The organism is Caulobacter sp. AVps16 (genome assembly GCF_058681455.1).
Genome location: NZ_CM178739.1, coordinates 1,408,975 through 1,430,106 on the forward strand (window position 1 = coordinate 1,408,975; position 21,132 = coordinate 1,430,106).

25 protein-coding genes are annotated in these 21,132 nt (G+C 64.0%); 17 read left to right on the forward strand and 8 right to left on the reverse strand.

Annotation, left to right across the window (positions count from 1 at the left end):
• Positions 1-17 precede the first annotated feature (17 nt).
• The 5 genes from ACW17U_RS06870 (at position 18) to dusA (ending at position 5,842) form a co-directional block, all read left to right on the forward strand.
• Positions 18-2,834, forward strand: coding sequence for a hypothetical protein (locus tag ACW17U_RS06870; RefSeq protein WP_492055323.1), 2,817 nt, complete (start codon positions 18-20; stop codon positions 2,832-2,834).
• A gap of 61 nt (positions 2,835-2,895) precedes the next feature.
• On the forward strand, positions 2,896-3,576 hold the full coding sequence (locus ACW17U_RS06875; protein WP_492055324.1) for a hypothetical protein: 681 nt from the start codon (positions 2,896-2,898) through the stop codon (positions 3,574-3,576).
• A 13-nt stretch (positions 3,577-3,589) separates the two neighbouring features.
• Positions 3,590-3,988, forward strand: coding sequence for a hypothetical protein (locus tag ACW17U_RS06880; RefSeq protein ID WP_062146699.1), 399 nt, complete (start codon positions 3,590-3,592; stop codon positions 3,986-3,988).
• Positions 3,989-4,119: 131 nt separating this feature from the next.
• The gene (gene ssb / locus ACW17U_RS06885) at positions 4,120-4,623 is read left to right on the forward strand and encodes a single-stranded DNA-binding protein (protein ID WP_062151494.1); all 504 of its coding nucleotides are present in this window, start codon (positions 4,120-4,122) and stop codon (positions 4,621-4,623) included.
• Positions 4,624-4,831: 208 nt separating this feature from the next.
• Positions 4,832-5,842 (forward strand): tRNA dihydrouridine(20/20a) synthase DusA, encoded by a 1,011-nt coding sequence (dusA, locus tag ACW17U_RS06890; protein ID WP_492055325.1) that lies wholly within the window; start codon positions 4,832-4,834, stop codon positions 5,840-5,842.
• Between the two features lie 4 nt (positions 5,843-5,846).
• On the opposite strand, the gene ACW17U_RS06895 is transcribed toward dusA, so the two are convergent.
• The gene (locus ACW17U_RS06895; protein WP_062146695.1) at positions 5,847-6,362 is read right to left on the reverse strand and encodes a TIGR02281 family clan AA aspartic protease; all 516 of its coding nucleotides are present in this window, start codon (positions 6,360-6,362) and stop codon (positions 5,847-5,849) included.
• A gap of 257 nt (positions 6,363-6,619) precedes the next feature.
• Here ACW17U_RS06895 and ACW17U_RS06900 point away from each other — a divergent pair, with 257 nt between their 5' ends.
• Positions 6,620-6,958 carry a hypothetical protein gene (locus ACW17U_RS06900; RefSeq protein ID WP_492055326.1) on the forward strand — a complete coding sequence of 113 codons (339 nt, stop codon included), beginning with the start codon at positions 6,620-6,622 and terminating at the stop codon, positions 6,956-6,958.
• A 3-nt stretch (positions 6,959-6,961) separates the two neighbouring features.
• Here the strand turns inward: ACW17U_RS06900 and ACW17U_RS06905 are convergent, their stop codons facing one another.
• Complete coding sequence (locus ACW17U_RS06905; RefSeq protein ID WP_062146693.1) at positions 6,962-7,177, reverse strand: DUF1289 domain-containing protein; 216 nt, start codon at positions 7,175-7,177, stop codon at positions 6,962-6,964.
• An 81-nt stretch (positions 7,178-7,258) separates the two neighbouring features.
• Between ACW17U_RS06905 and ACW17U_RS06910 the strand changes: the two genes are divergently transcribed.
• The 5 genes from ACW17U_RS06910 to ACW17U_RS06930 all read left to right on the forward strand — a co-directional run bounded on the left by ACW17U_RS06910 (position 7,259) and on the right by ACW17U_RS06930 (position 11,692).
• Positions 7,259-7,585, forward strand: coding sequence for a hypothetical protein (locus ACW17U_RS06910; RefSeq protein WP_492055327.1), 327 nt, complete (start codon positions 7,259-7,261; stop codon positions 7,583-7,585).
• 47 nt (positions 7,586-7,632) lie between these two features.
• Entirely contained in the window at positions 7,633-8,514 is an 882-nt protein-coding gene (locus ACW17U_RS06915; RefSeq protein ID WP_492055328.1) for a nicotinate-nucleotide--dimethylbenzimidazole phosphoribosyltransferase, read from the forward strand.
• 135 nt (positions 8,515-8,649) lie between these two features.
• Positions 8,650-9,864, forward strand: coding sequence for an acyl-CoA dehydrogenase family protein (locus ACW17U_RS06920; protein ID WP_492055329.1), 1,215 nt, complete (start codon positions 8,650-8,652; stop codon positions 9,862-9,864).
• A gap of 128 nt (positions 9,865-9,992) precedes the next feature.
• On the forward strand, positions 9,993-11,138 hold the full coding sequence (locus ACW17U_RS06925; protein WP_492055330.1) for an acyl-CoA dehydrogenase family protein: 1,146 nt from the start codon (positions 9,993-9,995) through the stop codon (positions 11,136-11,138).
• 410 nt (positions 11,139-11,548) lie between these two features.
• The gene (locus tag ACW17U_RS06930; RefSeq protein WP_166504333.1) at positions 11,549-11,692 is read left to right on the forward strand and encodes a hypothetical protein; all 144 of its coding nucleotides are present in this window, start codon (positions 11,549-11,551) and stop codon (positions 11,690-11,692) included.
• 40 nt (positions 11,693-11,732) lie between these two features.
• On the opposite strand, the gene ACW17U_RS06935 is transcribed toward ACW17U_RS06930, so the two are convergent.
• Together ACW17U_RS06935 and ACW17U_RS06940 are read right to left on the reverse strand one after the other, a co-directional pair.
• Positions 11,733-12,032 carry a DUF8200 family protein gene (locus ACW17U_RS06935; protein WP_062146683.1) on the reverse strand — a complete coding sequence of 100 codons (300 nt, stop codon included), beginning with the start codon at positions 12,030-12,032 and terminating at the stop codon, positions 11,733-11,735.
• Between the two features lie 68 nt (positions 12,033-12,100).
• On the reverse strand, positions 12,101-12,709 hold the full coding sequence (locus tag ACW17U_RS06940) for an LOG family protein (RefSeq protein ID WP_492055331.1): 609 nt from the start codon (positions 12,707-12,709) through the stop codon (positions 12,101-12,103).
• 93 nt (positions 12,710-12,802) lie between these two features.
• Between ACW17U_RS06940 and ACW17U_RS06945 the strand changes: the two genes are divergently transcribed.
• The 3 genes from ACW17U_RS06945 (at position 12,803) to ACW17U_RS06955 (ending at position 16,001) form a co-directional block, all read left to right on the forward strand.
• On the forward strand, positions 12,803-13,645 hold the full coding sequence (locus ACW17U_RS06945; RefSeq protein WP_492055332.1) for a hypothetical protein: 843 nt from the start codon (positions 12,803-12,805) through the stop codon (positions 13,643-13,645).
• Positions 13,642-15,501: an ABCB family ABC transporter ATP-binding protein/permease gene (locus ACW17U_RS06950; RefSeq protein ID WP_062146677.1), complete on the forward strand. Its 1,860-nt coding sequence runs from the start codon at positions 13,642-13,644 to the stop codon at positions 15,499-15,501. Before ACW17U_RS06945 ends, ACW17U_RS06950 begins: the two co-directional genes overlap by 4 nt.
• Before the next feature lie 62 nt (positions 15,502-15,563).
• A complete protein-coding gene (locus tag ACW17U_RS06955) occupies positions 15,564-16,001 on the forward strand; it encodes a VOC family protein (RefSeq protein ID WP_062146675.1) in 438 nt (145 codons plus the stop codon).
• Between the two features lie 6 nt (positions 16,002-16,007).
• On the opposite strand, the gene ACW17U_RS06960 is transcribed toward ACW17U_RS06955, so the two are convergent.
• Entirely contained in the window at positions 16,008-16,412 is a 405-nt protein-coding gene (locus tag ACW17U_RS06960) for a hypothetical protein (protein ID WP_062146673.1), read from the reverse strand.
• Positions 16,413-16,775: 363 nt separating this feature from the next.
• On the opposite strand from ACW17U_RS06960, the gene ACW17U_RS06965 reads away from it, so the two are divergent.
• Entirely contained in the window at positions 16,776-18,008 is a 1,233-nt protein-coding gene (locus tag ACW17U_RS06965; RefSeq protein WP_492055333.1) for a tyrosine-type recombinase/integrase, read from the forward strand.
• Here the strand turns inward: ACW17U_RS06965 and ACW17U_RS06970 are convergent.
• The 3 genes from ACW17U_RS06970 to ACW17U_RS06980 all read right to left on the reverse strand — a co-directional run bounded on the left by ACW17U_RS06970 (position 17,938) and on the right by ACW17U_RS06980 (position 20,097).
• Positions 17,938-18,135, reverse strand: coding sequence for a helix-turn-helix domain-containing protein (locus ACW17U_RS06970; protein WP_492055334.1), 198 nt, complete (start codon positions 18,133-18,135; stop codon positions 17,938-17,940). The genes ACW17U_RS06965 and ACW17U_RS06970 overlap by 71 nt on opposite strands.
• A 52-nt stretch (positions 18,136-18,187) precedes the next feature.
• Positions 18,188-19,300 (reverse strand): ParB/RepB/Spo0J family partition protein, encoded by a 1,113-nt coding sequence (locus ACW17U_RS06975; RefSeq protein ID WP_492055335.1) that lies wholly within the window; start codon positions 19,298-19,300, stop codon positions 18,188-18,190.
• A gap of 155 nt (positions 19,301-19,455) precedes the next feature.
• Positions 19,456-20,097: a helix-turn-helix domain-containing protein gene (locus ACW17U_RS06980; protein ID WP_419317004.1), complete on the reverse strand. Its 642-nt coding sequence runs from the start codon at positions 20,095-20,097 to the stop codon at positions 19,456-19,458.
• A gap of 157 nt (positions 20,098-20,254) precedes the next feature.
• Here ACW17U_RS06980 and ACW17U_RS06985 point away from each other — a divergent pair, with 157 nt between their 5' ends.
• A complete protein-coding gene (locus ACW17U_RS06985) occupies positions 20,255-20,497 on the forward strand; it encodes a helix-turn-helix domain-containing protein (RefSeq protein ID WP_492055336.1) in 243 nt (80 codons plus the stop codon).
• Positions 20,498-20,595: 98 nt separating this feature from the next.
• Positions 20,596-21,060 (forward strand): hypothetical protein, encoded by a 465-nt coding sequence (locus tag ACW17U_RS06990; RefSeq protein WP_492055337.1) that lies wholly within the window; start codon positions 20,596-20,598, stop codon positions 21,058-21,060.
• The last annotated feature ends 72 nt before the right edge of the window (positions 21,061-21,132 follow it).

The following is a 21,132-nucleotide window of genomic DNA, read 5'->3' on the forward strand; positions in this document are numbered from 1 at the left end:
TCCCGACAGGACTTGCCGTGATCACCTTCGACACCAGCGCACTGCTTGGCTACTATCAGGCTCGCACGGGCCAGGTGAATGGTGCGCCGACTGCAGCGACTTCGTCCGGTAGATCCAAGGCCGTGGTGCCCACAGCCCCTTGGGTGGGTGGATCAGCCGAGCCCAGCACCCTCGTCAAGGCGGCGCTCAATGGCCGCAAGTTTGTTGACGAAGAGGGCAATGCCACCAGCCTCAAGGGGGCCAGCGGCGACTACAAGAAGCTGTTCGCGACCTATCAGGCTTTGAACACCCTTTCAGCGATCGCCGCGCGAGCGTCTGAGAAAGGGGTGTCCGACGGCGAGATCAAGCGTCTGCAGACCGCGCTGACCAAGGGTCTTTCCGAAGTCACCAGCTACACCCAGAACCTGAGTCTGGATCAGGGGCGTTTGACCCCGGGCTCGGTCATGACGACGGCCCGGTCGACGGTCGGGGTTCCCAAGAACGTCTTCGGCTACATCACCGATACCATCTACAGCGGTCAGTCCGATGATCCGGTGCCCAAGTTCCAGGGCAATGTCAGCTTTGATCTGGCTGTCCGGAAGTTCGGGGTTACCACCAATCTGACCATGGACCTCGCCGAGATGGGCGCGACGCCCAGGACGATGTCGAACGTCGTCAGCTTCATGAATGGCAAGCTCAAGGCCGGTGGGTTCGAGACCAGCTTTGCGGTTGAACGCAAGGTCGGCGAGACGCGAACTGTGCAGGTCAACGGCCAGCCGGTGACCCTGCCGGCTACGGGCGATGACTTTGCCTTGCGGGTGCGTGGCGACTCGAGCGAGCAGCTGACCTTCACCGCGACCGCCGCCACGCCTGCCGTCTATATCACTACGGCCGCCGGCAATCCCGATCCTGACAAGGATACCAAGACCGAGGACGCGGTCATTGAAAACACCCTGACCAAGTACAGCGCCGCCGGGGGTGGCCAGGCGGGCGGAAAGGTGTTTTCCGAAACCCTCCAGGGTACGATTTCAAGCGTCCGCAAGACGGTGTCGGGCAGTGACGGCTCCATCTACATGCTCGCAGACGTCACCAAGGACGTCAGCGGTCAGGTCATCAAGGGCGATCAGGACGTCGCCCTGCTGAAGTACGATTCGGCGGGCCATCTGCTTTATGCCCGAAGCCTGGGCGCCACCGATTCCGCCAGCGGTCTGAACCTGGCCGTGGCCAGCGACGGAAGCGTGGCGGTTGCGGGCTCCGTCACCGGACGGCTGCAGGGTGCCGTCGATGGACCCATAAATTCTGACGCCACGTCGGGCAAAACCGACAGCTTCGTTACGCGGTATGATGCCAGCGGCGACGAGCAGTGGACGGTCCGGCGCGGCGCGATGCTTGAAGACGAAGCCACTGCCGTGGCCTTCGGTTCGGACGGGATCCTCTATGTCGGCGGGCGATCCAAATCCGACCTGCCCGCCTCAACCACCGCAACGGGTGGAGGCTACGATTCCTACCTGACGGCCTTCGCCACGGACCTGAACGGCGGACCCAAGGCCCTTTTCACTGAAAAGTTCGGTACGACCGAGAACGACTCCGTGTCGGATATTGTCGTCAACGGGTCGCAGGTGGTGGTCGGCGGCAAGGAGAATGGCAATGCCGTTCTGCGCAGCTTCACGGTGGCCCCAACCGTGGTCACTGAGAACGCTTCGAGCATGACGTCTGCCGGCGTAACGGTCACGACGCCTGTCACCTATACCAAGGCTGCCGCCCTCACGGCGGGGACGGTGCGTGATCTGGGATCGCTCAAGGGCGGTGAGTTGGTCGGCCTCAAGATCGATGGCGGTCAACTCTATGTCGGGGGGCACACCTCGAATGGGGCACTGAGCCTGGCCAACACGACCAGCGGTGCCTCCGGCGGCTCTGATGGATTCGTCGGCCGCCTGTCGCTGGACCTGAGTGATACGAGCGCCGATACCCTGGCCTATTATGGTGGAACGGGTGATGACACCGTGACCGGCATGGCTATCGCCAACGGCTCGGCCTGGCTCGTGGGAGCGGCCGGCAAGAACCTCGAAGGCCAGTCGACGGTCGGCGAAAAGGACGGCTATGTCGCGCAGATCGACGTCGGGACGGGGGCTGTGTCCTGGTCGCAGCGACTGACCGGCAAGGACGGTTATGCAACGCCAACCTCCATCGCCGTCGATCAGGCCGGTTCCAGCAGTCTTGACGCTTTTGGATTGCCCAAGGGCAAGATGGATTTCACGCAGTCGGAACGTTTGGTCTCCGCAACGGCGGCGCGTGCCGGCGATACCTTTCAGATCCGCACCCGTGAGCGCGGGACGCTGACGACGATCACGATCGACGCCAAGGACACCCTGGAAACCCTGGCAGACAAGATCAAGCGGGCCTCGGGTTTCCGGGCCAAGGTCGAGACCTCCAGTGATGGCAATGCCCGCAAGCTGAAGATCAGCCCGGCCTATGCCACCTCGACCATCGAGGTGCTGGCGGGGAAGGGCGGCACGGACGTGCTTCAGGCCCTCGGTCTTTCGGCGGGCGTTGTGCGCAGCACCAAGACTGAAAGCGGCAAGACGGTCTCGGCCGATGGTGGCGGGCCCGTGTTCGGCCTCCAGCTTCCGCCGGAGCTGGACCTCGCTGATGAGACTGGCCGCAAGAATGCCTCATCAGTGATTACGCGCGCCATGTCGGCGGTGCGCACCGCCTACCGGGAAATCGCCGACAATGCGCTCGGCATCAACAACAGCGCCACCAATACGGCCGGCAAGACAGGCGGAACCGTGCCGGCCTATCTGAAGAACCAGATTTCGAATTACCAAGCCGCGCTGAACCGTTTGACAGGCTGATCGTTAGGTCAGTGACTTCGTGACGCTTGAAAGCGTCATCTTCGCGTCGTAGCCAGTGTTCATGGAACTTCTGAAAGACCGACGCATCGTTCTGGCAGGCGGCGCCGCCCTGGCTCTCCTGGCGGGTATCGGCATTGCCGGTGCGCTGCTGGGTGGCAAGGGAAAGTCCTCAGAGCCCCCCCCGGCGTCGCGCGCAGGCCTGATCGTCGAGACCGGACGGGCGGACGACACCAAGCTCGACCCCGCGCGCCCCCTGCGCTGCTTCGTGGGCGGCCAGTTTGTCGGCGAGACCACCCTGGCCGAGTGCGCCAAGAAAAATGGCGTTGCGACTGGAGCTCTGGACGTCGGCGTGGACGAGACCGGTGCCCTGGCAGCGGCCGACCAGGCCGGCACGGTGCTGACACCCTTGCCCCCGCCCGCCATGGAAACGCCGCCCCTGCCTGCTGCGGTGCCGGGACCCGCTCCTGTACCTGCTGCGACGACCTCAACGGCACCTCTGGCGGCCTGCTGGCGCTATTCGGGTGCCGAATGGCGGCGGTTGCCTGGGGACATCACTCTGAACGCCTGCGCCCAGGCCCTTTTTGGCGGTCGTTGCGAACGTTCCGGCGGAGCCACCTATGGTCGCTGGGGTGAGGAAACCCTGCGACTGGTACCCGGCAGGATTGAAGCCTCGTCCGACAACCGTTCCTTCCATTCCGTGATCGAGCAGGGGCCGAACTGCTCGATCCCCGCCGCCGGCTAAACCGAGTATTGCCATGCGCCGTCAGCTTCTGATTGCCGCCACCGTCGTTGCCGCCGCCGGGCTCGGGCTGGTCGCCTGCGAAAAGCAGATCAAGGCTCCTTTTGAAAAGGGGGTCTGCTTCCATGTCGCGACCAACAAGGACAAGACCCTGCGGTTCAATCCGGTCGAGCGGAACGTGGCGACCATGGAGCAATGTGCGGCCATCCTGGAGGGGGTGCGTATCCGCTTTGTCCGTATGGGTAGCCCCAACAGGACCCTGACAGGATCCTACCAGGGCAGCTTCATCTTCCTTGAGAAGGAAGGGATCTATCTTGGCCAGACCTATGACGGGGCCCGCTTCATGTCGCTGGTGCGGACGGGCGACGGTCGGCTTGCGGTGCCGGGTGCGATCCGCGAGGTCCCGGCCCAATAGGAGCGCCGGTGCGGCCTTTCGGTCGTCCACAGGAACGTATTGAGAACAAAATTGCGTTGACCAGCCTGCTCCGTTAACGTCTTGATCAGATTCCGGCGCATGGGTCGCCGGGCGTGAACAAGGTCGAAGCGATGGCGGGCAGCGTCAACAAGGTCATTCTGGTGGGCAACCTCGGGGCCGATCCGGAAATCCGCAGCCTGGGATCCGGTGACCGCGTCGCCAATCTCCGTATTGCCACCTCGGAGAGCTGGCGTGACCGCACCTCGGGCGAGCGCAAGGAAAAGACCGAGTGGCACCGGGTGGTCATCTTTAACGACAACCTGGTCAAGGTTGCCGAGCAGTACCTGCGCAAGGGCTCGACGGTCTATATCGAGGGGGCGATCCAGACCCGCAAATGGACCGACAATACCGGCGCGGAGAAATACTCCACCGAGATCGTGCTGCAGAAGTTCCGTGGCGAGCTGACCATGCTCGGCGGTCGTGGTGACGGTGCCGGCGCGTCGTCCGGCGGTGGCGATGACGGCTATTCCAGCGGCGGCGGTGGCGGCGGCTATGGTGGCGGCGCCCCGCGCAGCCAGCCCAGCGGCCCGCGAGAGAGCTTCTCTGCAGATCTCGACGACGAGATTCCGTTCTAGTCGCCCTTAGCGATCCAGCAGGCATCAACAGGTGGCCAGGTTCTGATGAACCTGGCCATTTTGCTTTGCGCAGATAGCAGCGAGGCCTTCAGGCGTCCGCAAGACGGCAGGGGCCGCTTGGCGCATGCCGTGCCCGCCCGAAAAAATAGCCAATCGGAACGCGATTTCGGGTACAGGCTGAGGTTCTCCCGAGCTGAAACGACCGGAAATGCTGCCATTCCAACCGCATAGATTCTCCGTGGCCCCCATGATGGACTGGAGCGACCGTCACTGTCGGTCGTTGCACCGGACCCTGTCGCGCCACGCTCTGCTCTATTCGGAGATGGTCACCAGCGGGGCCGTGGTGCACGGGGATCGCGAAAAACTGCTGGGGTTTGAGGCGGGCCAAAACCCCGTGGCTCTGCAGCTTGGAGGCTCGGATCCCGCAGAACTGGCCCTCGCGGCCAGGATTGGCGAGGATTTTGGTTATGACGAGATCAACCTGAATGTCGGATGCCCCTCGGATCGGGTGCAGAGCGGGCGGTTCGGGGCCTGCCTGATGCGCGAACCCAACCTGGTGGCCGAGTGCATGGCCGCCATTCGGCAGGCGGTCTCGGTGCCGGCGACGGTGAAATGTCGCATCGGCGTCGATGACCAGGAGCCGGAAGAAAGCCTGTTCGCCCTGGTCGATGCCAGTGCGGCTGCCGGCGTCGACAGTTTTGTCGTTCATGCCCGAAAGGCCTGGCTCAAGGGTCTGTCACCGAAAGAAAACCGTGACATCCCGCCGCTGGACTATGAGCTGGTCTATCGGCTCAAGCGCGAACGTCCGAACCTGACCATCGTGATCAATGGCGGTGTCACCGACCTGGATGCGGTCGAGGCCCATCTGGCCCATGTCGATGGGGTGATGCTCGGCCGCTCAGCCTATCATGAGGCAGGCCTGCTGGGGGCTGTGGACCGTCGTGTGTTCGGTGCAGCCGTCGCGGATGTCTCAGAGTTCGAAGCTGTAGAGCGCTACAAGCCCTATATCGCGCGGCGTTTGGCGGAGGGGGTGCATCTGGCCGCCATGACCCGCCACATGCTTGGCCTTTTCCATGGCCTGCCTGGCGCGCGGGCCTGGCGGCGGATCCTGACCGTGGAGGGGGTTCCGGCAGGGGCCGGGATAGAGGTTGTCGATCGTGCCCTGGCGGCCGTACGGCAGGCTCTGGAGGCTCGGGAAGCCCGTTTCGCCGAAGCATGACCCGTCAGGGGTGCAGGATCAGCGCCTTGGGGGTCGCTTCGAAGCGTGACAGGCGACCCAGATAGCTCATCCCAAGAAGCGATGTCTCAAGACCTTTCTCGATGACCAGGGCGTCGACATTACGCACGCGCGCCCCGGCGATGGCGACGCTGGCGAGCTGCACGGAGGCGGCCCGCGTGCGGCCATCGGCGGTGATCACGCTGTAGTCATAGGTCAACTTGTCGGTGTCGATGCCAAGCCGTTTGGCGTCGGCCAGGCTCAAGGATACGGCCGTCGCGCCGGTATCGACCAGGAACCGCACGGCCTTGCCGTCGACAGCAGCCTCAGCCCAGAAGTGACCGTCAGGGCCCTTGGTCAACTGGGCCGCGCCATCGGGCCCACCGAGCGTTGCACTCGCTGCAGCCGGGGCGCGGAGGTCTGGATGGCGCAGATCGTCCAGGGACACCACGGCCTTTGCGGCTCCCACTGCCGAAAGCGCGCCTAGCACCGCAATCGCCACAAACTTCAACATCGAAGACACCCCGCCTTAAAGGCTTTGTGACCGTTTTCTTCGGCCGTTGGGGTTCACTCTATCTGAAAAGGCCTTTTCAACCCGTGAATGGGATCGTCGAATTATTTCCTATAGTTAATGTTGCGGTAATTATGATTGCTGAATTTCGATAAAAGTTGTTCTTTAATCGAGATAAATGAAATATGTACTGAAATTAACTTAGTCTGTGTTGTGAAATGAACTATCCAATTGCTCAGTATTTGTTTTTGCTGATCGAGGGGATCTTCGTGAAGTCGACGATTGCAGCGGCCGTTGTGGCCATGGCCTTTGCGGGTGCCGCAAGTGCTGCAGGAGCGGAGTCCAGGGTGTCGGATTCCGGGTTTCTGCAAGCGGCGCGCTGTCGGGGCCTGGCCGCGTCTGAAGGCCTCGGCCGGCTCGATACTGCCGCCATCGATCAGCTTTTACGGACCGAAGGCCATAGCCGCACCCTGGCGGCCAAGGCGTCGGCCTCGAAGCGGATCACCGCGGCCCAGGCTCAGGGGGATAGGGCTCAGGGTGGCAAGAAGGACAGGTTGTTGGCCGAGCGCCAGTCAGCCTGCGCCGTCTGGCTCAAGGGCGGTCGCTGACGCCTAGGCCTGGCCGGCCACGAGGCTGATCATCGGAACTGGCCGGGAAGGGAGTTCAGCCAGAATGGCGCTCCGCTCGTCGTCGCTCTTGCGGGCCCAGCTCGCAATTTCCGGAAGGGTGCGTCGGCAGCCCAGGCAGTATCCGCTTTGGCCGTCAACGGCGCAGACCTTGATGCAAGGCGAGACGATCGGGCGCGGCGAGGAGGCAGTGAGGTCCATGGCTTGATTGTCTCTGGTTCACAAGCGTCGCGCAACATCCACCGCAAATTAGGTCTCAACTCCATGAAGGGGAGCTCATCCATGATCGTTCTAAATCTCTTTGTCGGTTCTCTGGTCCTGGCGGTAGCGACCCCGGTTCTGGCCGGGCCACGCCTGACCGATAGCCAGTTCGTGCAGGCTTCGCGGTGTCAGGCTTTGGCCAGGGCGACCAGCCTTGGGGTGGCAGACGCTGCAGCCTACAATGCCCTCGTGAAGGTCCAGAGGCAGGGGCGGGCAGACTATGTCGTGGATCGGGCGTCGGACGCCGTGATCGTCGTCAGCGGTCAGGCCCGTCGGGCCGAGGGTACGGCACGGGCAGACCTGATTGCTGAACGCGACGGTCCCTGTCAGGCCTTGCTGGCCCGCTAGGCCTCAAGCGCTTTACAAGTGGGGACGCGGGCGCCAAAGCCCGGGTCATGACCGCTTCTCCTTTCGACGATATTCGCGCCCTCGCGGCCAGCCCGCCAATGGCAGATACTACGCCTGACCTGGCCCAGGGTGATCGGCTTGCAGAGATCTCATCCTGGCTGTCGGCCTGGACCGGCAAGGCCCGCCCTGCGGTCAACCGCCCCGTCGTAGCCCTCTATGCCGGCGCGCGTCAGGGTGTTGGACCACGCGGCTATGCCCGTGACCGGCTTGAGGCCGTGGCTTCCGGCGCGGCGACGGTCTGCCGGTTGGCCGGCGCTCAGGGGGCGGGGCTTGAAGCCTTTGATCTGGCCGTGGATCGCCCGACCCCGGATGCCGTCGACAGGCCGTCGATGAGCGAGAAGGAGTGCGCTGCCACCATGGCCTTTGGCATGGAGGCCCTGGCCAAACAGCCGGATCTGCTCGTGCCCGGCGTGATCGCCGCCGAGTCCGACCTGATTGCCGCCTGTCTGGCCATGGCCCTCTTTGGTGGCGAAGCTGAAGACTGGAGCGAGGCTCCTGCTTTGGTGACGCGGGCCGTTGCCCGCGCAACGGAGGAGGGCGCTCTGAGCGATCCTCTACAGGTTCTGCGGCAACTGGGTGGCCGTGAGACGGCGGCGGTCGCCGGGGCGATCCTGGCGGCGCGGATCCAGAAGATTCCCGTTCTGCTCGACGGTTACGCCGCAACAGCTGCCGCTGCGGTGCTCTACAGGCTTGAACCGGCCCTGCTGGATCATTGCCTGGCCGCCCATGTCGGCACCTCAAAGGGTCACGCCCGGCTTCTTCAGGCCCTGGGCAAGCGCCCGCTCGTGGCGCTGAACCTGGCGGAGGAAGAGGGCGTGGGTGGGGCTGCGGCGATCGCTCTGGTCAAGCTGGCCTGCGAGGCCCGCTAGGCGCTAACTGAACGCGGATCATATTCGCTTCCGTTGACGCTAACGTCATCTTTCCAAACGCCCGTTCGACATCTATCGTGGATCCCGACACAACAAATCGGCCCTCCACATAGAGGCCGAAACCGGGAGCCCGCCATGAATCTCGATTTCTCGCCCGAGGATGTCGCGTTCCGCGACGAAGTCCGCGCCTTCATCGCCGAGAACTATCCGGCCGGCCTGCGTGAAAAGCAGGAAGAGGGCGAGGAAATGGCCAAGGAGGACTTCCTGGCCTGGCATCGTGTCTTGGCCAACAAGGGCTGGGTGGCTCCGGCCTGGCCCGAGAAGGTCGGTGGTCCGGGCTGGACTTCGGTTCAGCGCTACATCTGGTCGGAAGAGACCGCCCGCGCCGACTGCGTGCCGATCCTGCCCTTCGGCATCAACATGGTCGGGCCCGTGATCTACACCTTCGCCACGCCGGAGCAGAAAGAGCGCTTCCTGCCCAAGACCCTGTCGGGTGACATCTGGTGGTGCCAGGGCTATTCGGAGCCCGGCGCGGGTTCCGACCTCGCCAGCCTGAAGACCAAGGCCGAGCGCTTCACCGGCGATGATGGCAAGGAATACTACCTCGTCAACGGCCAGAAGACCTGGACCACCCTGGCCCAGCATGCCGACTGGATCTTCTGCCTGGTCCGCACCAACCCGACCGCCAAGATCCAGGAAGGCATCTCGTTCCTGCTGATCGACATGAAGTCGCCGGGTGTCACGGTGCGTCCGATCATCACCCTCGGCGGCGAGCACGAGGTCAACGAAGTCTGGCTTGAGAACGTCAAGGTGCCGGTCGAGAACCGCATCTTCGAAGAGAACAAGGGCTGGACCTGCGCCAAGTTCCTGCTGGCCCACGAACGCTCGGGTATCGCCGGCGTCGCGCGTTCCAAGCGTGGTATCGAACGTATCCGCGCCATCGCCTCGACCGAAATGTCGGATGACGGCGAAAACCTGCTGGCCGACCCCGTGTTCAAGCGAAAGGTCGCCGAACTCGAAATCGACCTGACCGCCCTGGAATACACCGAACTGCGTACCCTGGCAGGCGAAGCCGCCGGCAAGGGCCCGGGTCCGGAGTCCAGCGTTCTGAAGATCAAGGGCACCGAGATCCAGCAACGGATCACCGAGCTCGTGCTCGAGGCTGCGGGCCACTATGGCGCGCCCTATTTCCGGGGCTTCCCGAACGACGGCGACAACGCCCATCCGATCGGCCCGGACTTTGCCCATCGCTCGGCGCCCCACTATTTCAACGTCCGCAAGACGTCGATCTATGGCGGATCCAACGAGATCCAGCGCAATATCATCGCCAAGATGGTGCTGGGCCTCTAGCAGCCTGTCAGCCTGGATGAGCTGCGGCGCGGCTCATCCAGGACCGCCCAATTCAAAGACCTTGACGTTCCCGGCCATCGGCCAAGCCACGGCCGGGATGACAAAACAAAAAGACGGGAAACCCTGGGATGGATTTCAACTTCACCGAAGAGCAGTCGATGGTCCGCGACACGGTCGCGAGCTTCCTGCAGGACAAGTACGATTTCGAAACGCGCCGGAAGATCGTCGCCTCAGAGAGCGGCTGGCGGGCTGACTACTGGAAGGCCTTCGCTGAAGAACTGGGCATCCTCGGGGCCTCATTCAGCGAAGACCTCGGCGGTCTCGGCGGCGGGGCGATCGACAACATGATCATCATGGAAGAGTTCGGCAAAGCCCTCGTCATCGAGCCCTATCTGGGCACGGTGGTGATCGGCGGCGGCTTCATGAAGCACTCCGGTTATGCCGGTGCGGCGAGCGTGATCGAAGGCATCATCGGCGGGTCCACGACCATCGCCTTTGCCTATGCCGAGCCCCAGAGCCGCTACACCTGGCGCGACCTGAAGACGACCGCCAAGAAGGACGGCTCGGGCTACATCCTGAACGGCCACAAGGCCGTCGTGGTCGGCGCGCCCTTCGCTTCGCATCTGATCGTCACCGCCCGTACGGGTGGGGCTCAGCGGGACACGGGCGGCGTCTCGGTGTTCCTGGTCGACAAGAGCCTACCGGGCATCGTCACCCGCGACTATCCGACCGTGGACGGCGGCCGCGCCTCGGAAGTCTATTTTGAGAATGTCTCGATCCCGGCCGACGCCCTGATCGGCGGCGAGGGCGAGGGCCTGCCGCTGGTCGACAAGGTCATCGACGAGGCCACGGCAGCGGTTGGTGCCGAGGCGGTGGGCGTACTGCGCAAGCTGCATGAAAACACCCTGGATTATGCCAAGCAGCGCAAGCAGTTCGGCACGGCGATCGCCAACTTCCAGGTCCTGCAGCACCGCATGGTCGACATGTTCATCAATGTCGAACAGGCCGTCTCCATGACCTATATGGCCAATATCAAGATCGACGAAGACGCGGCGACCCGCGCCAAGGCGATCTCGTCGATGAAGGTGCAGATCGGCCGGGCCTGCAAGTTTGTCGGCCAGAACGCCATCCAGATCCATGGCGGTATGGGCATGACTGATGAGCTGGCCATCGGCCACTATTTCAAGCGTGCGTCGATCATCGAGGGCCTGTTTGGCTCGGTTGACCACCACCTGAAGCGCTACGAATCCCTGTCCTTCGACGCTGCCGCCTAGGTCAAACTCTGGGTCCGGGCGGATGACGCCCACGGAGGATCTGGACGAACTCGATTAAGCCGCCTGCGTCATGCCGACGCAGGCGGCTTTTTCTTTGATCCATGCCCCTGCTGCAGGGTTCCGGCGCCGGACCAGGCTGCGGGCATCGCCAACCGCAAGGCGGTTGAAAGATGCGCCAGGCCTGCAAGGCGGGGCGGTGAAGGTGGGGCTATTATATTCTGTATACAGATAAAAATATGGCACGGTTTAGCGGCGTAAATCAGAATGTTCCGTGCGCGGATATGCTCCGTTTACGGAATAAAAATGATTGCGGAAGGTCGTAATTGACGCATGCTTAACCCTGACGCGCTGACGACTAGGAGGGGTTCACCCCTGTAAGCCGCGCGCGTCTCCTGGTCCAAACGGCCTGTCTGGGAGACGCCGCCATGAATGTATCGAAGATGAACCACGCCATGCTGTCCTTCGCCCTGATGGGCGGAATGCTGGTCGGGTCCAAGCCAAGTCCGACGGCCAAGCCGCCGAAGTCAGATGCACGGCCCACAGGCCGCAAGTAGAAAAATGGGCGATCCGCTGCGAGCGGATCGCCCATTAAGCTTAGGGTTTGGCGGCGGCGTTACAGTCCGTCAGGCCGGCTGCATCCAACTCCTTGCCGCGATAGTTGAACGCCACTATCTCGCCCAGTTCTGCTGCGAGCTTGCGGCAGGTCCGACCGATGGGCATCGACTTCACTTGGCTGGCGGCACAAACGTCGCCGGTGCAGCGCCAGGCTGAACCATCATGAATCAGGCTTTCGACCTTGGCGGGGGCCTTCAGCTTGAGGACCGCGCCTTCTGCGGCCATTGCGCCCGTGGACAGGGCAGATGCCGCGACAAATGCGGCCAAAAACATACGCATGACTATTCCTTTATCCCCACGGCCGACGGGGAGGTCGACCGGGGAGGAAAGTGCGTTGCGTTTTAAAACTAAGTCAAGAGCCGAACGCTTGTTTGTGGTCCGCTTTGATAGAATTCGGCATCCCATGACAAGAGTGCCGCGGTCACGTCCTCGGCCTTGTCCACGGCGCGCCAGGTCTCGGCCAGGGCCGCCGGGGTGAGGCCTTCATTGATCGTGTGTTGCAGAAGGGCAAACAGCGGATCCCAGAACCCGCGCGGGTTGTGGAACACGATGGGCTTCTGATGCAGGTCCAGCCGCCGCCAGGACAACAGTTCGATGATCTCCTCCAGCGTGCCGATGCCGCCTGGCAGGACGACAAAGGCGTCGGCCTGTTCGAACATCAGCATTTTCCGCTCGTGCATGTTGTCGACCACGATGGTCTCAACGTCGTCGAAGGGCTGCTCCCGGCCGGTCAGGAACTTTGGAATGATCCCCAGCACGCGACCGCCGGCGCTATGAGCTCCCCGCGCCGTTGCGCCCATCAGGCCAACCCCGCCACCGCCATAGATCAGTTTGAGGCCGGCTCGGGCGAAACTTTCGCCGATCTGACCTGCCGCTGCGATGAAGGCCGGATCGGCGTCATTGGACGATCCGCAATAGACGCAGACGGAGTCCAGGCGCCTAGACTCATCAGCCATCGTCGTTCACTCCAGCAAAAGAAAGGGCGCGCCGTCGCAGCGCGCCGCCTATGTAGAGGCCGGCGCGAATGGGCGCGCCGACATGAGCGCCACATGATCTGGATTCGCACCGCCCCTTTCAAGCTGAAGCTCGCTCCGCAGGCTCTTTATGGAATGCTGGCCCTGGCCACTGCCACACTTGGGGCCTGCGATGGCGGCGGACGGGACGATTGGCGTCCAAAGGTTGCGCCGGCTTCAACCCAGGCTGATGCGGCCGAGGCTGGCTATGTGGCACCACCCCATATCCGTCAGGCCCTGAAGGGGGCGGCAGGTCTCGTGCTGGTGGGGCAGTCCGCGCCCAATGCCAATGTGCGGCTGGGCGCACCGACGGGAGAAGCCCTGGTGGCCCGGGCGGATGCGGCCGGCGGCTGGCGGCTGACCGTGCCGCCAAGCGATCGCGTCCGCCTGTTTGGCCTTTCGATGACCCAGCCTGGCCGCACGGTCCAAGCCGAGGGCTATGTGATGATCACCCCCGACGGGATTGTCGCCCTGTTGCGGGCCGGGTCGGGGGCCTGGCGACTGGCTTCCGGGTCGGCCTCACCCAACATCCTAGCGGTCGATATTGATCCGGACGGTGGAGCCGTGGTCTCGGGCATGGCCGCGCCAGGCGCGGGCCTGGGCGTACGCGTCGACCGGACTCCGCGTGCCGTCGGCGAGGCTGCCGATGATGGGCGGTTCTTTCTGTCTCTGAGCGAAACGCTTGGACCCGGCGGGCACGACATCCAGGTGAGCGGCGAGGGCGGCGAGCAGCGGATCAGGATCAATGTCCTGCCCCCCGCGCCGCTGGCCAACGGTCCCGTGCGCGCCCAGCGCGAAGCCGGTGGCTGGCGGATTGACTGGCTGACTCCCGGTGGCGGCGTCCAGACCACGCTCATCACCTCGGCTGCTACCGAATGAGAGGCTTCGGCTCGGCCCCCTCTGCGCGCCAGGCTGTGACCGGCGCGATCTCACCGCCCGCCGTCCAGATCCGGTTTTGGAGCGCGATGAGCGATCTTTTCCGTCTGGTGCTGCGCTCGAACGCGCCAGGTCTGCGCTGGCGGTTGACCGTAGCCCTTTCCCTGACACTGCTTGGCAAGGCACTCGGCGTCCTGGCCCCTCTGATGCTGGGTGCTGCGGTGAATCGGCTTGCCGCGGGGCAAGGAGTCGCTGCGACCGTGAGCTGGACCTTTGCCGGTCTGGCCGCAGGCTGGGCCCTGGTCCGTTTCATCGCTTCGGCAACCCCCCAGGCCCGGGACGCCGTCTTCACCCCTGTGGCCCAGGCCGCCCAGAACCGCGCTGCGGTGGAGACCTTTGCCCACGCCCTGTCGTTGTCGATCGATTTTCACCAGTCGAAGCGGACCGGCACACTGTCGAGGGTGATCGACCGCGGTGCACGGTCGATGGATTTCCTGCTCCGCAGCCTGGTCTTCAATCTCGCGCCGACGGGCATTGAACTCCTGATGGCCGCGGCCGTCCTGGCCAAGGCCTATGACTGGCGATTTGCCGCGATCGCCCTGCTGACGGTCGGGGTCTATGGCTACATCACCTTCGCCATTTCGGACTGGCGCATCGGGCATCGTCGTGCCCTGAACGAGGCCGACGCAGAGGCTGCCGGCCGTGCGGTGGACGCGCTGATCAACTACGAGACGGTCAAGTCCTTCGGGGCCGAGGACCGTGCGGTCGGTGGCTACAAGCGGGCGCTGGACACCTATGGCCGCGCCCAGATCCAGGCGACCAACTCCCTGACCCTCCTCAACATCGTCCAGGCGGCGGTCATGAGCGTCGGTCTCGGGGCCATGGCAGTGCTGGCGGGGGGCGAAGCTGCGGCGGGGCGCATGGGCCCGGGCGATGTCACGGCCGCCGTGCTGATCCTGATCAATCTTTACGCGCCCCTCAACATCCTGGGGTTTGCCTATCGTGAGATCCGGCAGTCCTTCATCGACATGGAGGCCATGCTCGATCTTCGCCGGCAAAGCGCCGATGTCGCGGATGCCCCAGGGGCCACAGACCTTCCGCCCTGCGCCGATGCGCGCGGCGGGGCCGTGGTCTTTGAAGGCGTGTCCTTCCGCCATGGTGCGCGGTCGGAAGGACTTCTGGACGTCAGCTTCTCGATTCCCCCGGGCCAGACCGTGGCGATCGTCGGTCCGTCGGGCGCGGGAAAGACCACCTTGGTGCGCCTGGCCTTGCGGATGATCGACCCGCAGTCTGGCAGGATCACACTCGATGGGTGCGACCTGCGTGATCTCAGGCAGGCATCCTTGCGTCGGGCCGTAGCCCTGGTGCCGCAGGATGTGGCGCTGTTTAACGACACCGTGCTGAGCAATATCGGCTTTGCCCGACCGGAAGCGACCGAGGCCGAAATCTGGGCGGCAGCCGAGGCCGCTGAGCTGGGCGAGTTTATCCGCAATTTGCCCGAAGGCATGGCGACCAAGGTCGGCGAGCGCGGCCTGAAGCTGTCCGGGGGCGAGCGCCAGCGTGTCGGTATAGCCCGGGCGCTCTTGGCCCAGCCGCGCGTGCTGATCCTCGATGAAGCCACCAGTGCGCTCGATAGCCGCACCGAGGCGGCCATTCAGGAGACACTGCGCAAGGCCAGAGCCGGGCGAACCACCCTGGTCGTGGCGCACCGGCTCTCGACCATCGCTGATGCCGACGAGATCGTCGTCCTGCGCCGGGGCCGGATCGTCGAACGCGGTGCCCACAGCGTCCTGCTCGCGGCGGGCGGGGAGTATTCGGCCCTCTGGCGGCGGCAGACCCGGGACAAGCCGGCAGACTGATCGTCCTTCGCTCGCGGGCCGGGAAGGGCTATAGCCGAACGACACAGTCCTGGAGTTTCGCCTTGCGCTATCTGCACACCATGGTCCGGGTCCGCGACCTCGACGCTTCGCTGCGGTTCTATTGCCAGGGCCTGGGCCTGACCGAGATGTATCGTGTCGACAATGAGCAGGGACGGTTCACCCTGGTGTTCCTGGCCGCGCCTGAGGACGTCGAACTGGCCAAGGAGCGCAAGGGCCCCCTGGTCGAGCTCACCTATAACTGGGATGCCGAGGACTATGCCGGCGGTCGCAATTTCGGCCACCTGGCCTACCGCGTCGACAATATCTACGAGACCTGCCAGCGCCTGATGGACATGGGGGTGACGATCAACCGCCCGCCTCGCGACGGGCACATGGCCTTTGTTCGGTCGCCGGACAATATCTCGGTTGAACTGTTGCAGGACGGGAACCTGCCTGCCTCTGAACCCTGGGCCTCCATGCCCAATATCGGGGCCTGGTAGGTACCGTCAGGGGCGGGCCGCGGCCAGTTCTTCCAGTCTGCGACGGGGGTGGTCTGCAATGGCCGCCCAGATCAGTTTTTCGAGGCGCAGGCGATAGGCGGCGTCATAGCCCATGGTGAAGGGCGATCGGGTGCTGCCTGGCGGCTCGGCGATCAAGGCCCGCAGGAATTGCTTGCGGGCCACGATGGCCTCGCGATTGACGGGCGCTTCCTTGCTCTCGGCGGCGACCCACTGGTCGAGTTCGATCGCGGCCTTGACGGCGGTCTGGATCAGCGCCGGCAGGATGGTGAGATCCTGACGGACCTCGACGGTCAGGCCCTGTGGGTTGGCCTTTGGATCCGCAAGTTTGAAATGCAGCAGAGCGACAACGCGTTGCAGGGTCGCAGGCCAATGGTCATCAGCAGTCGTCATGATCGAGCCATAGCGTCGCCAGCAGAGTCGGTGAAGGGCGACTAGCGCCTTTCGCACGGTCAAGGACCAGGCCAAGCCGACGCAAGCTCAGGCTACTTTGGCACCTGACGCTCAACATTTCACCGAAATCGCTTTTTTGGGATCAAAGCGCGACCTTCGTCGAAACGAAGGTCGCTGCTCAGGCCGGAGGTGGCTCCGCGGGTAGGATTCGCTCAACCATCTCATGTGGTCTCTGAGTGTCTCAACCCCCCTTTGCAAACAGGGGGTTTGCGGTTTCTATCGTCTCCGGTCGTCTCACCGTTTCTCACACAATCTCATGTGTCGGTGTAGGGCGTCATGTAGGGCGGATGCCGGGGGGGTAGGTTGGGTCGCGAAGTAAACAAGCTCTCGGCGAGGACGGTTCTGACCCTCAAGACACCGGGAATGCACGGTGACGGAAACGGGCTTTATCTCCTGGTCGACGCCACCGGCGCAAGGCGCTGGATCTATAAGTTCCAACTGAACAAGCGCCGGCGGGAAATGGGCCTTGGGTCCCTGGCCGAGGTAGGCCTCGCCGATGCACGAGCGAAGGCCAAGGAAAAGGCCCAACTGGTTGCGCGCGGGGTCGACCCGATCGAGGAGCAAAAGACCCCCGCCAGCGCGGCAAACTTTGGCGAAGCGGCCGACGCATTAATCGAGACGCTCAAGCCGGGCTGGCGCGGCCGCAAGACCGAGGCGGGGTGGAAGCGATCGCTCGTCACACAGGCCGCCAAAATCCGCGCTACGCCCGTCGACCAGGTGACCACCGAGGCCGTGTTGAGCGTCTTGCGGCCGATCTGGTCAACCCGGCCTGAATCGGCCGCAAAGCTTCGTCTGCGGATTGAGACGGTTCTCGATGCCTCACGAGCCCTCGGCCACATTCAAGGGGCGTGGGAGAACCCGGCGCGGTGGCGCAATCACCTCTCTGTCATCCTACCGAAGCGCCAAAAGCTCACGCGGGGCCATCACAGGGCGATCCCCTATGGCCGGGTCCCTGCCTTTATGCGGGACCTACGTGAGCGCAAAGGAATGGGCGCTCTCGCCCTGGAATGGACCGTTCTAACCGTCGTCCGCGAGACCATGACCCTAGAGGCCACGCGCAAGGAAATTCAGGGCGACGATTGGGTGATCCCGGCCGAGCGGATGAAGATGGAGAAGCCGTTCCGCGTCCCGCTATCGCCCGCCTGTAAGGCGATCCTGGCGAAGGTCTGTCCCGAGGGCGGAGATCCCGAAGATCTACTCTTCCCGAGCCGCACGACGGGCGGCGTCATGTCGAACAATACCATGGACGCGGTTCTTGAGCGGATGAAGGTCGACGCCACGCCGCACGGCTTCCGGTCGACCTTCAGGGATTGGGCGGGCGACGAGACCGACGCCCCCCGCGAGATCGCTGAACAGTGCCTCGCGCATGAGATCGGCGGCGAAGTCGAGCGGGCCTATCGTCGGGGTGACGCTCTCGAAAAGCGTCGAGAGCTCATGGTCTTGTGGTCGGCCCATTGTGACGGGCTCACGCCGAGCGCGCGAGCTCCATCCCGCCCGATCGCCGTTCGATCTCACGCTCGATCTCAGCCCGCCTAATCAGAACGCGGCCGCCCCACGGGAAGGTTCTGATCTCGCCGGCCTTGATCGAGCGATAGAGGGTCGCCCGGCTAATGCCGATTGCCTGAACGGCTTGAGGGATGGTGTAGGACAGCTTGTCGCTCATGTGCGGTCCCCCTCGATCACCCCCAAGGCCGCGCGTCGGCTAGCGGCCGGGGTCATGCGGCCTTCTCCTCGCGGACGAACATGGCCGCGTCGGCGATCAGCGGCTCGAACTTGGCGAGGATCTCACGGGCCGTCTCAATGTCGGCGTGTGTCACGATCCCGCCCTCGACGTTCTTGAGCGCCCCGATCGCTGTTCGCCCGATCGGAACCAGGCGGTTGATGATCTCGCGGAACGGGTCGTACTCGCGGAGGATCTTGAACTCGGCAACTTCGGCCGCGCCGAGCGCGGAGGTGCTCTCGTCGGTCTCGGCTTCGTCGCTGGCGGCCTTGGCGTGCTCGATCACGTCCTCGACCGCGATTGCGCCGGCGGCGACCCGGTCCTCAACGGTCTTGTTCGCCTTGAAGAACCTTCGGAGGCGCTTGCCGTCCTCGGCCGAGGCATCGCCGTCGCGGATCGCTTTGATCACCGGCGCTGGCAGGTTCAGGAGGTCGAGGCGTAGCTGAACATAGCGCCGCGACTTCTTGACCCTGTTGGCGATAGCGTCGGTGTCGAGGTCGAGGCCCAATAGTTCCTTGAACTGCCGCGCCTCGTCGATCGGCGGCAGGTTGTCGCGTTGCAGGTTCTCGACCAGGCCTTCGATGATGTGGTCAGCTCGGCCGAGTTCTTGCCGGATCTGACAGACGAGGGGCCGGGTGGTCGGCCAGGAACCGCGCTCGATCAACAGGCCGACCGCCCGCCGGCGGCGCTCCCCGCCGCGAAGGTAGTAGAACCCATCGGCGGCGCGCGGCCGCACGATCAGGTTTTGCAGGAGCCCGCCGCGCGCCTCGATGTCGTCGGCCAATTCTCCGAGGGTGATCTCGTCAAATGTCTTGCGAGCGTTGTCGGGATCCGAGCGGAGATCCTCAAACAAGATCCCGACGAAGCCCTCGGGGATAAGGATCTTGCCCTCAGCCACGTCGAGCGCGGTGATCGCGCGCCGGCCAGCTTCGGTGTTGGCGATCTTGTCGCCCTTGTCGACGAAGCCCTCGCGCTCAAGCGCCAGGACGCTGCGACGGGTGTTCGCCTTGTCCTTTCCCGTCCCCTCGGCGATTGCTGCGAGGGAGGTCGGGCCGGCGGCCGCGAGGTAGCGGAGGACGTGCGCGGACTGAACGGCGATCGGGTGCATTGCCACTCTCCATAAGGTCAAGGGTGACACGCATATCAGCGTCACTTTTGACCATCAACAAAGATTATAAGCAACGCTTCTAAATCAACGATCGGTGCTAGTGATCGGGAGAGATATTTTTTGACAGCCGCCCATGGCGAATGCCGTTCGCGGCCTCACAGCGCCCGAGGATTGACCGTTGCGAAGACGGGGACTGCCCATTCAACCTCTACCTCGGCCATATCCGTCGAGCCGATCGACTGTAGCGTGAACCTGCCGTAACGGGAGCCACGCTTGAGCGTCTTGACGAACATCTGGCCGTCGCGAAGGCGCACGACGCAGCGCTGATCGATGCAGCGATCAGAGTCGAACGTCGGCACGTCCCGGAAAACGAGGACGTAACCGTCCGCCGCTTCCGGAAGGTTGAAGTCGCCACGGGCGACGAGGCCCTTAAAGCCTGCCCCTATGTGAAATGGGAGCTCGATTTCCTCAAGCCCGCCCTGTGTTTCCGGCTTTTCCAGCGTCACCAAGCCACCTGCCCCAATGATACCAATGATTGGGACACGCTCAGCTTGCGCCGGCTCTTCCCCGAACCCTAGGTAGCTAACCGTTTTTTGTAGCAGGTTGGCAATACGGCTGAGCTTCTCGGGCTCGGGCCTGGTCGATCCTTGCTCCCATTGGGAGACGGCGGTTTGTTTCACGCCGATAGCCTCGGCCAGCGTGGCTTGAGACCAGCCGAGCGCCTTACGTCCCTCGCGGATACGTCGCCCTAGGGCGACATTGCTGTCGATCGCGACTTCAGGATCCGAACTGGTCAACGCCAAGCCCCCTTTGCATAAGTGCTGCGTCCTGGTGGTCTGCCGCCGTTCGGCTTGTGAGTCGAACAAGTGACGCTGTTGACGAATCATAAGCAACGCTGTTATCGCAGCACTTATGCACGTCGGAATTGCAATCATCCGCGCCCGCACCTTCGGCTTGACCCAAGCCGAATTCGGTTCGCTGTTCGGCGCATCGCAGGCCACCGTTTCCAACTGGGACCGGGGAAAAGGCCTCTCTCTCGCCGACGTCGCCCGCTTTCGCGCCCGCGCCAAGGCCCAGCGCCTCCCGTGGCGCGACGAGTGGCTGTTCGGCGAACGGCCTGATCATGAGGCGGACGCCCTCGGCCACTCGCACCAGGGCCAAGCGGTAGAGCGGGCCGACGCCCGCCCGAGCGGCTGAGGGTCTGGTCATGGTCACGGCCTCCACACCTCAAGCTCTAGCTCAAGCCCCAAGGCGGCGCTTCCCGAATAGCGCCGCGACTTTCGGGAAGGGATGACATGACCAAGCCGCGCAAGCCCGGCTCCCTGGCCGACGCGATCATGACGATCCTCGGCGCGATCGGCCGGGACACGGCCGCCGCTTTGGTGAAGCGCGGTCAAGACGTCGTGTACGATTGGGCCGACGAAGAGAACCCGGCACTTCCCGATCTGGACCGTGCCGCGCGGCTCGACGCTGCGTTCGTCAAGGCCACTGGTGAACGACCACCGGTCCTTTACGCCTATCGAGCCCGGATCGAGGAGCTCCTCGGCGCGCCGCTCGAAGACGCTCAGCGCAAGGTCGCGCCGGCGGATCGCCTGTCGCGGCTCATGGTCGAGGTGAGCGACGCGGCGCGGGCCTATGCGGAGTGTTCCGCCCAAGGTCGCCCGGACCCGGCGCTGACCCGAAAGCTCAAGCGCGAGATCGAGGACGTCCGCGTTCAGCTCGCCGGCATGGCGTCCGACCTCGGCGGGGACGTCCCGTGATGCGCTTCCTCGCCAGAGAGGCCGCCGCCCTGGCGGCCGTCGGCGGATTTGCCGCCCTGGTGATCGGGCTCG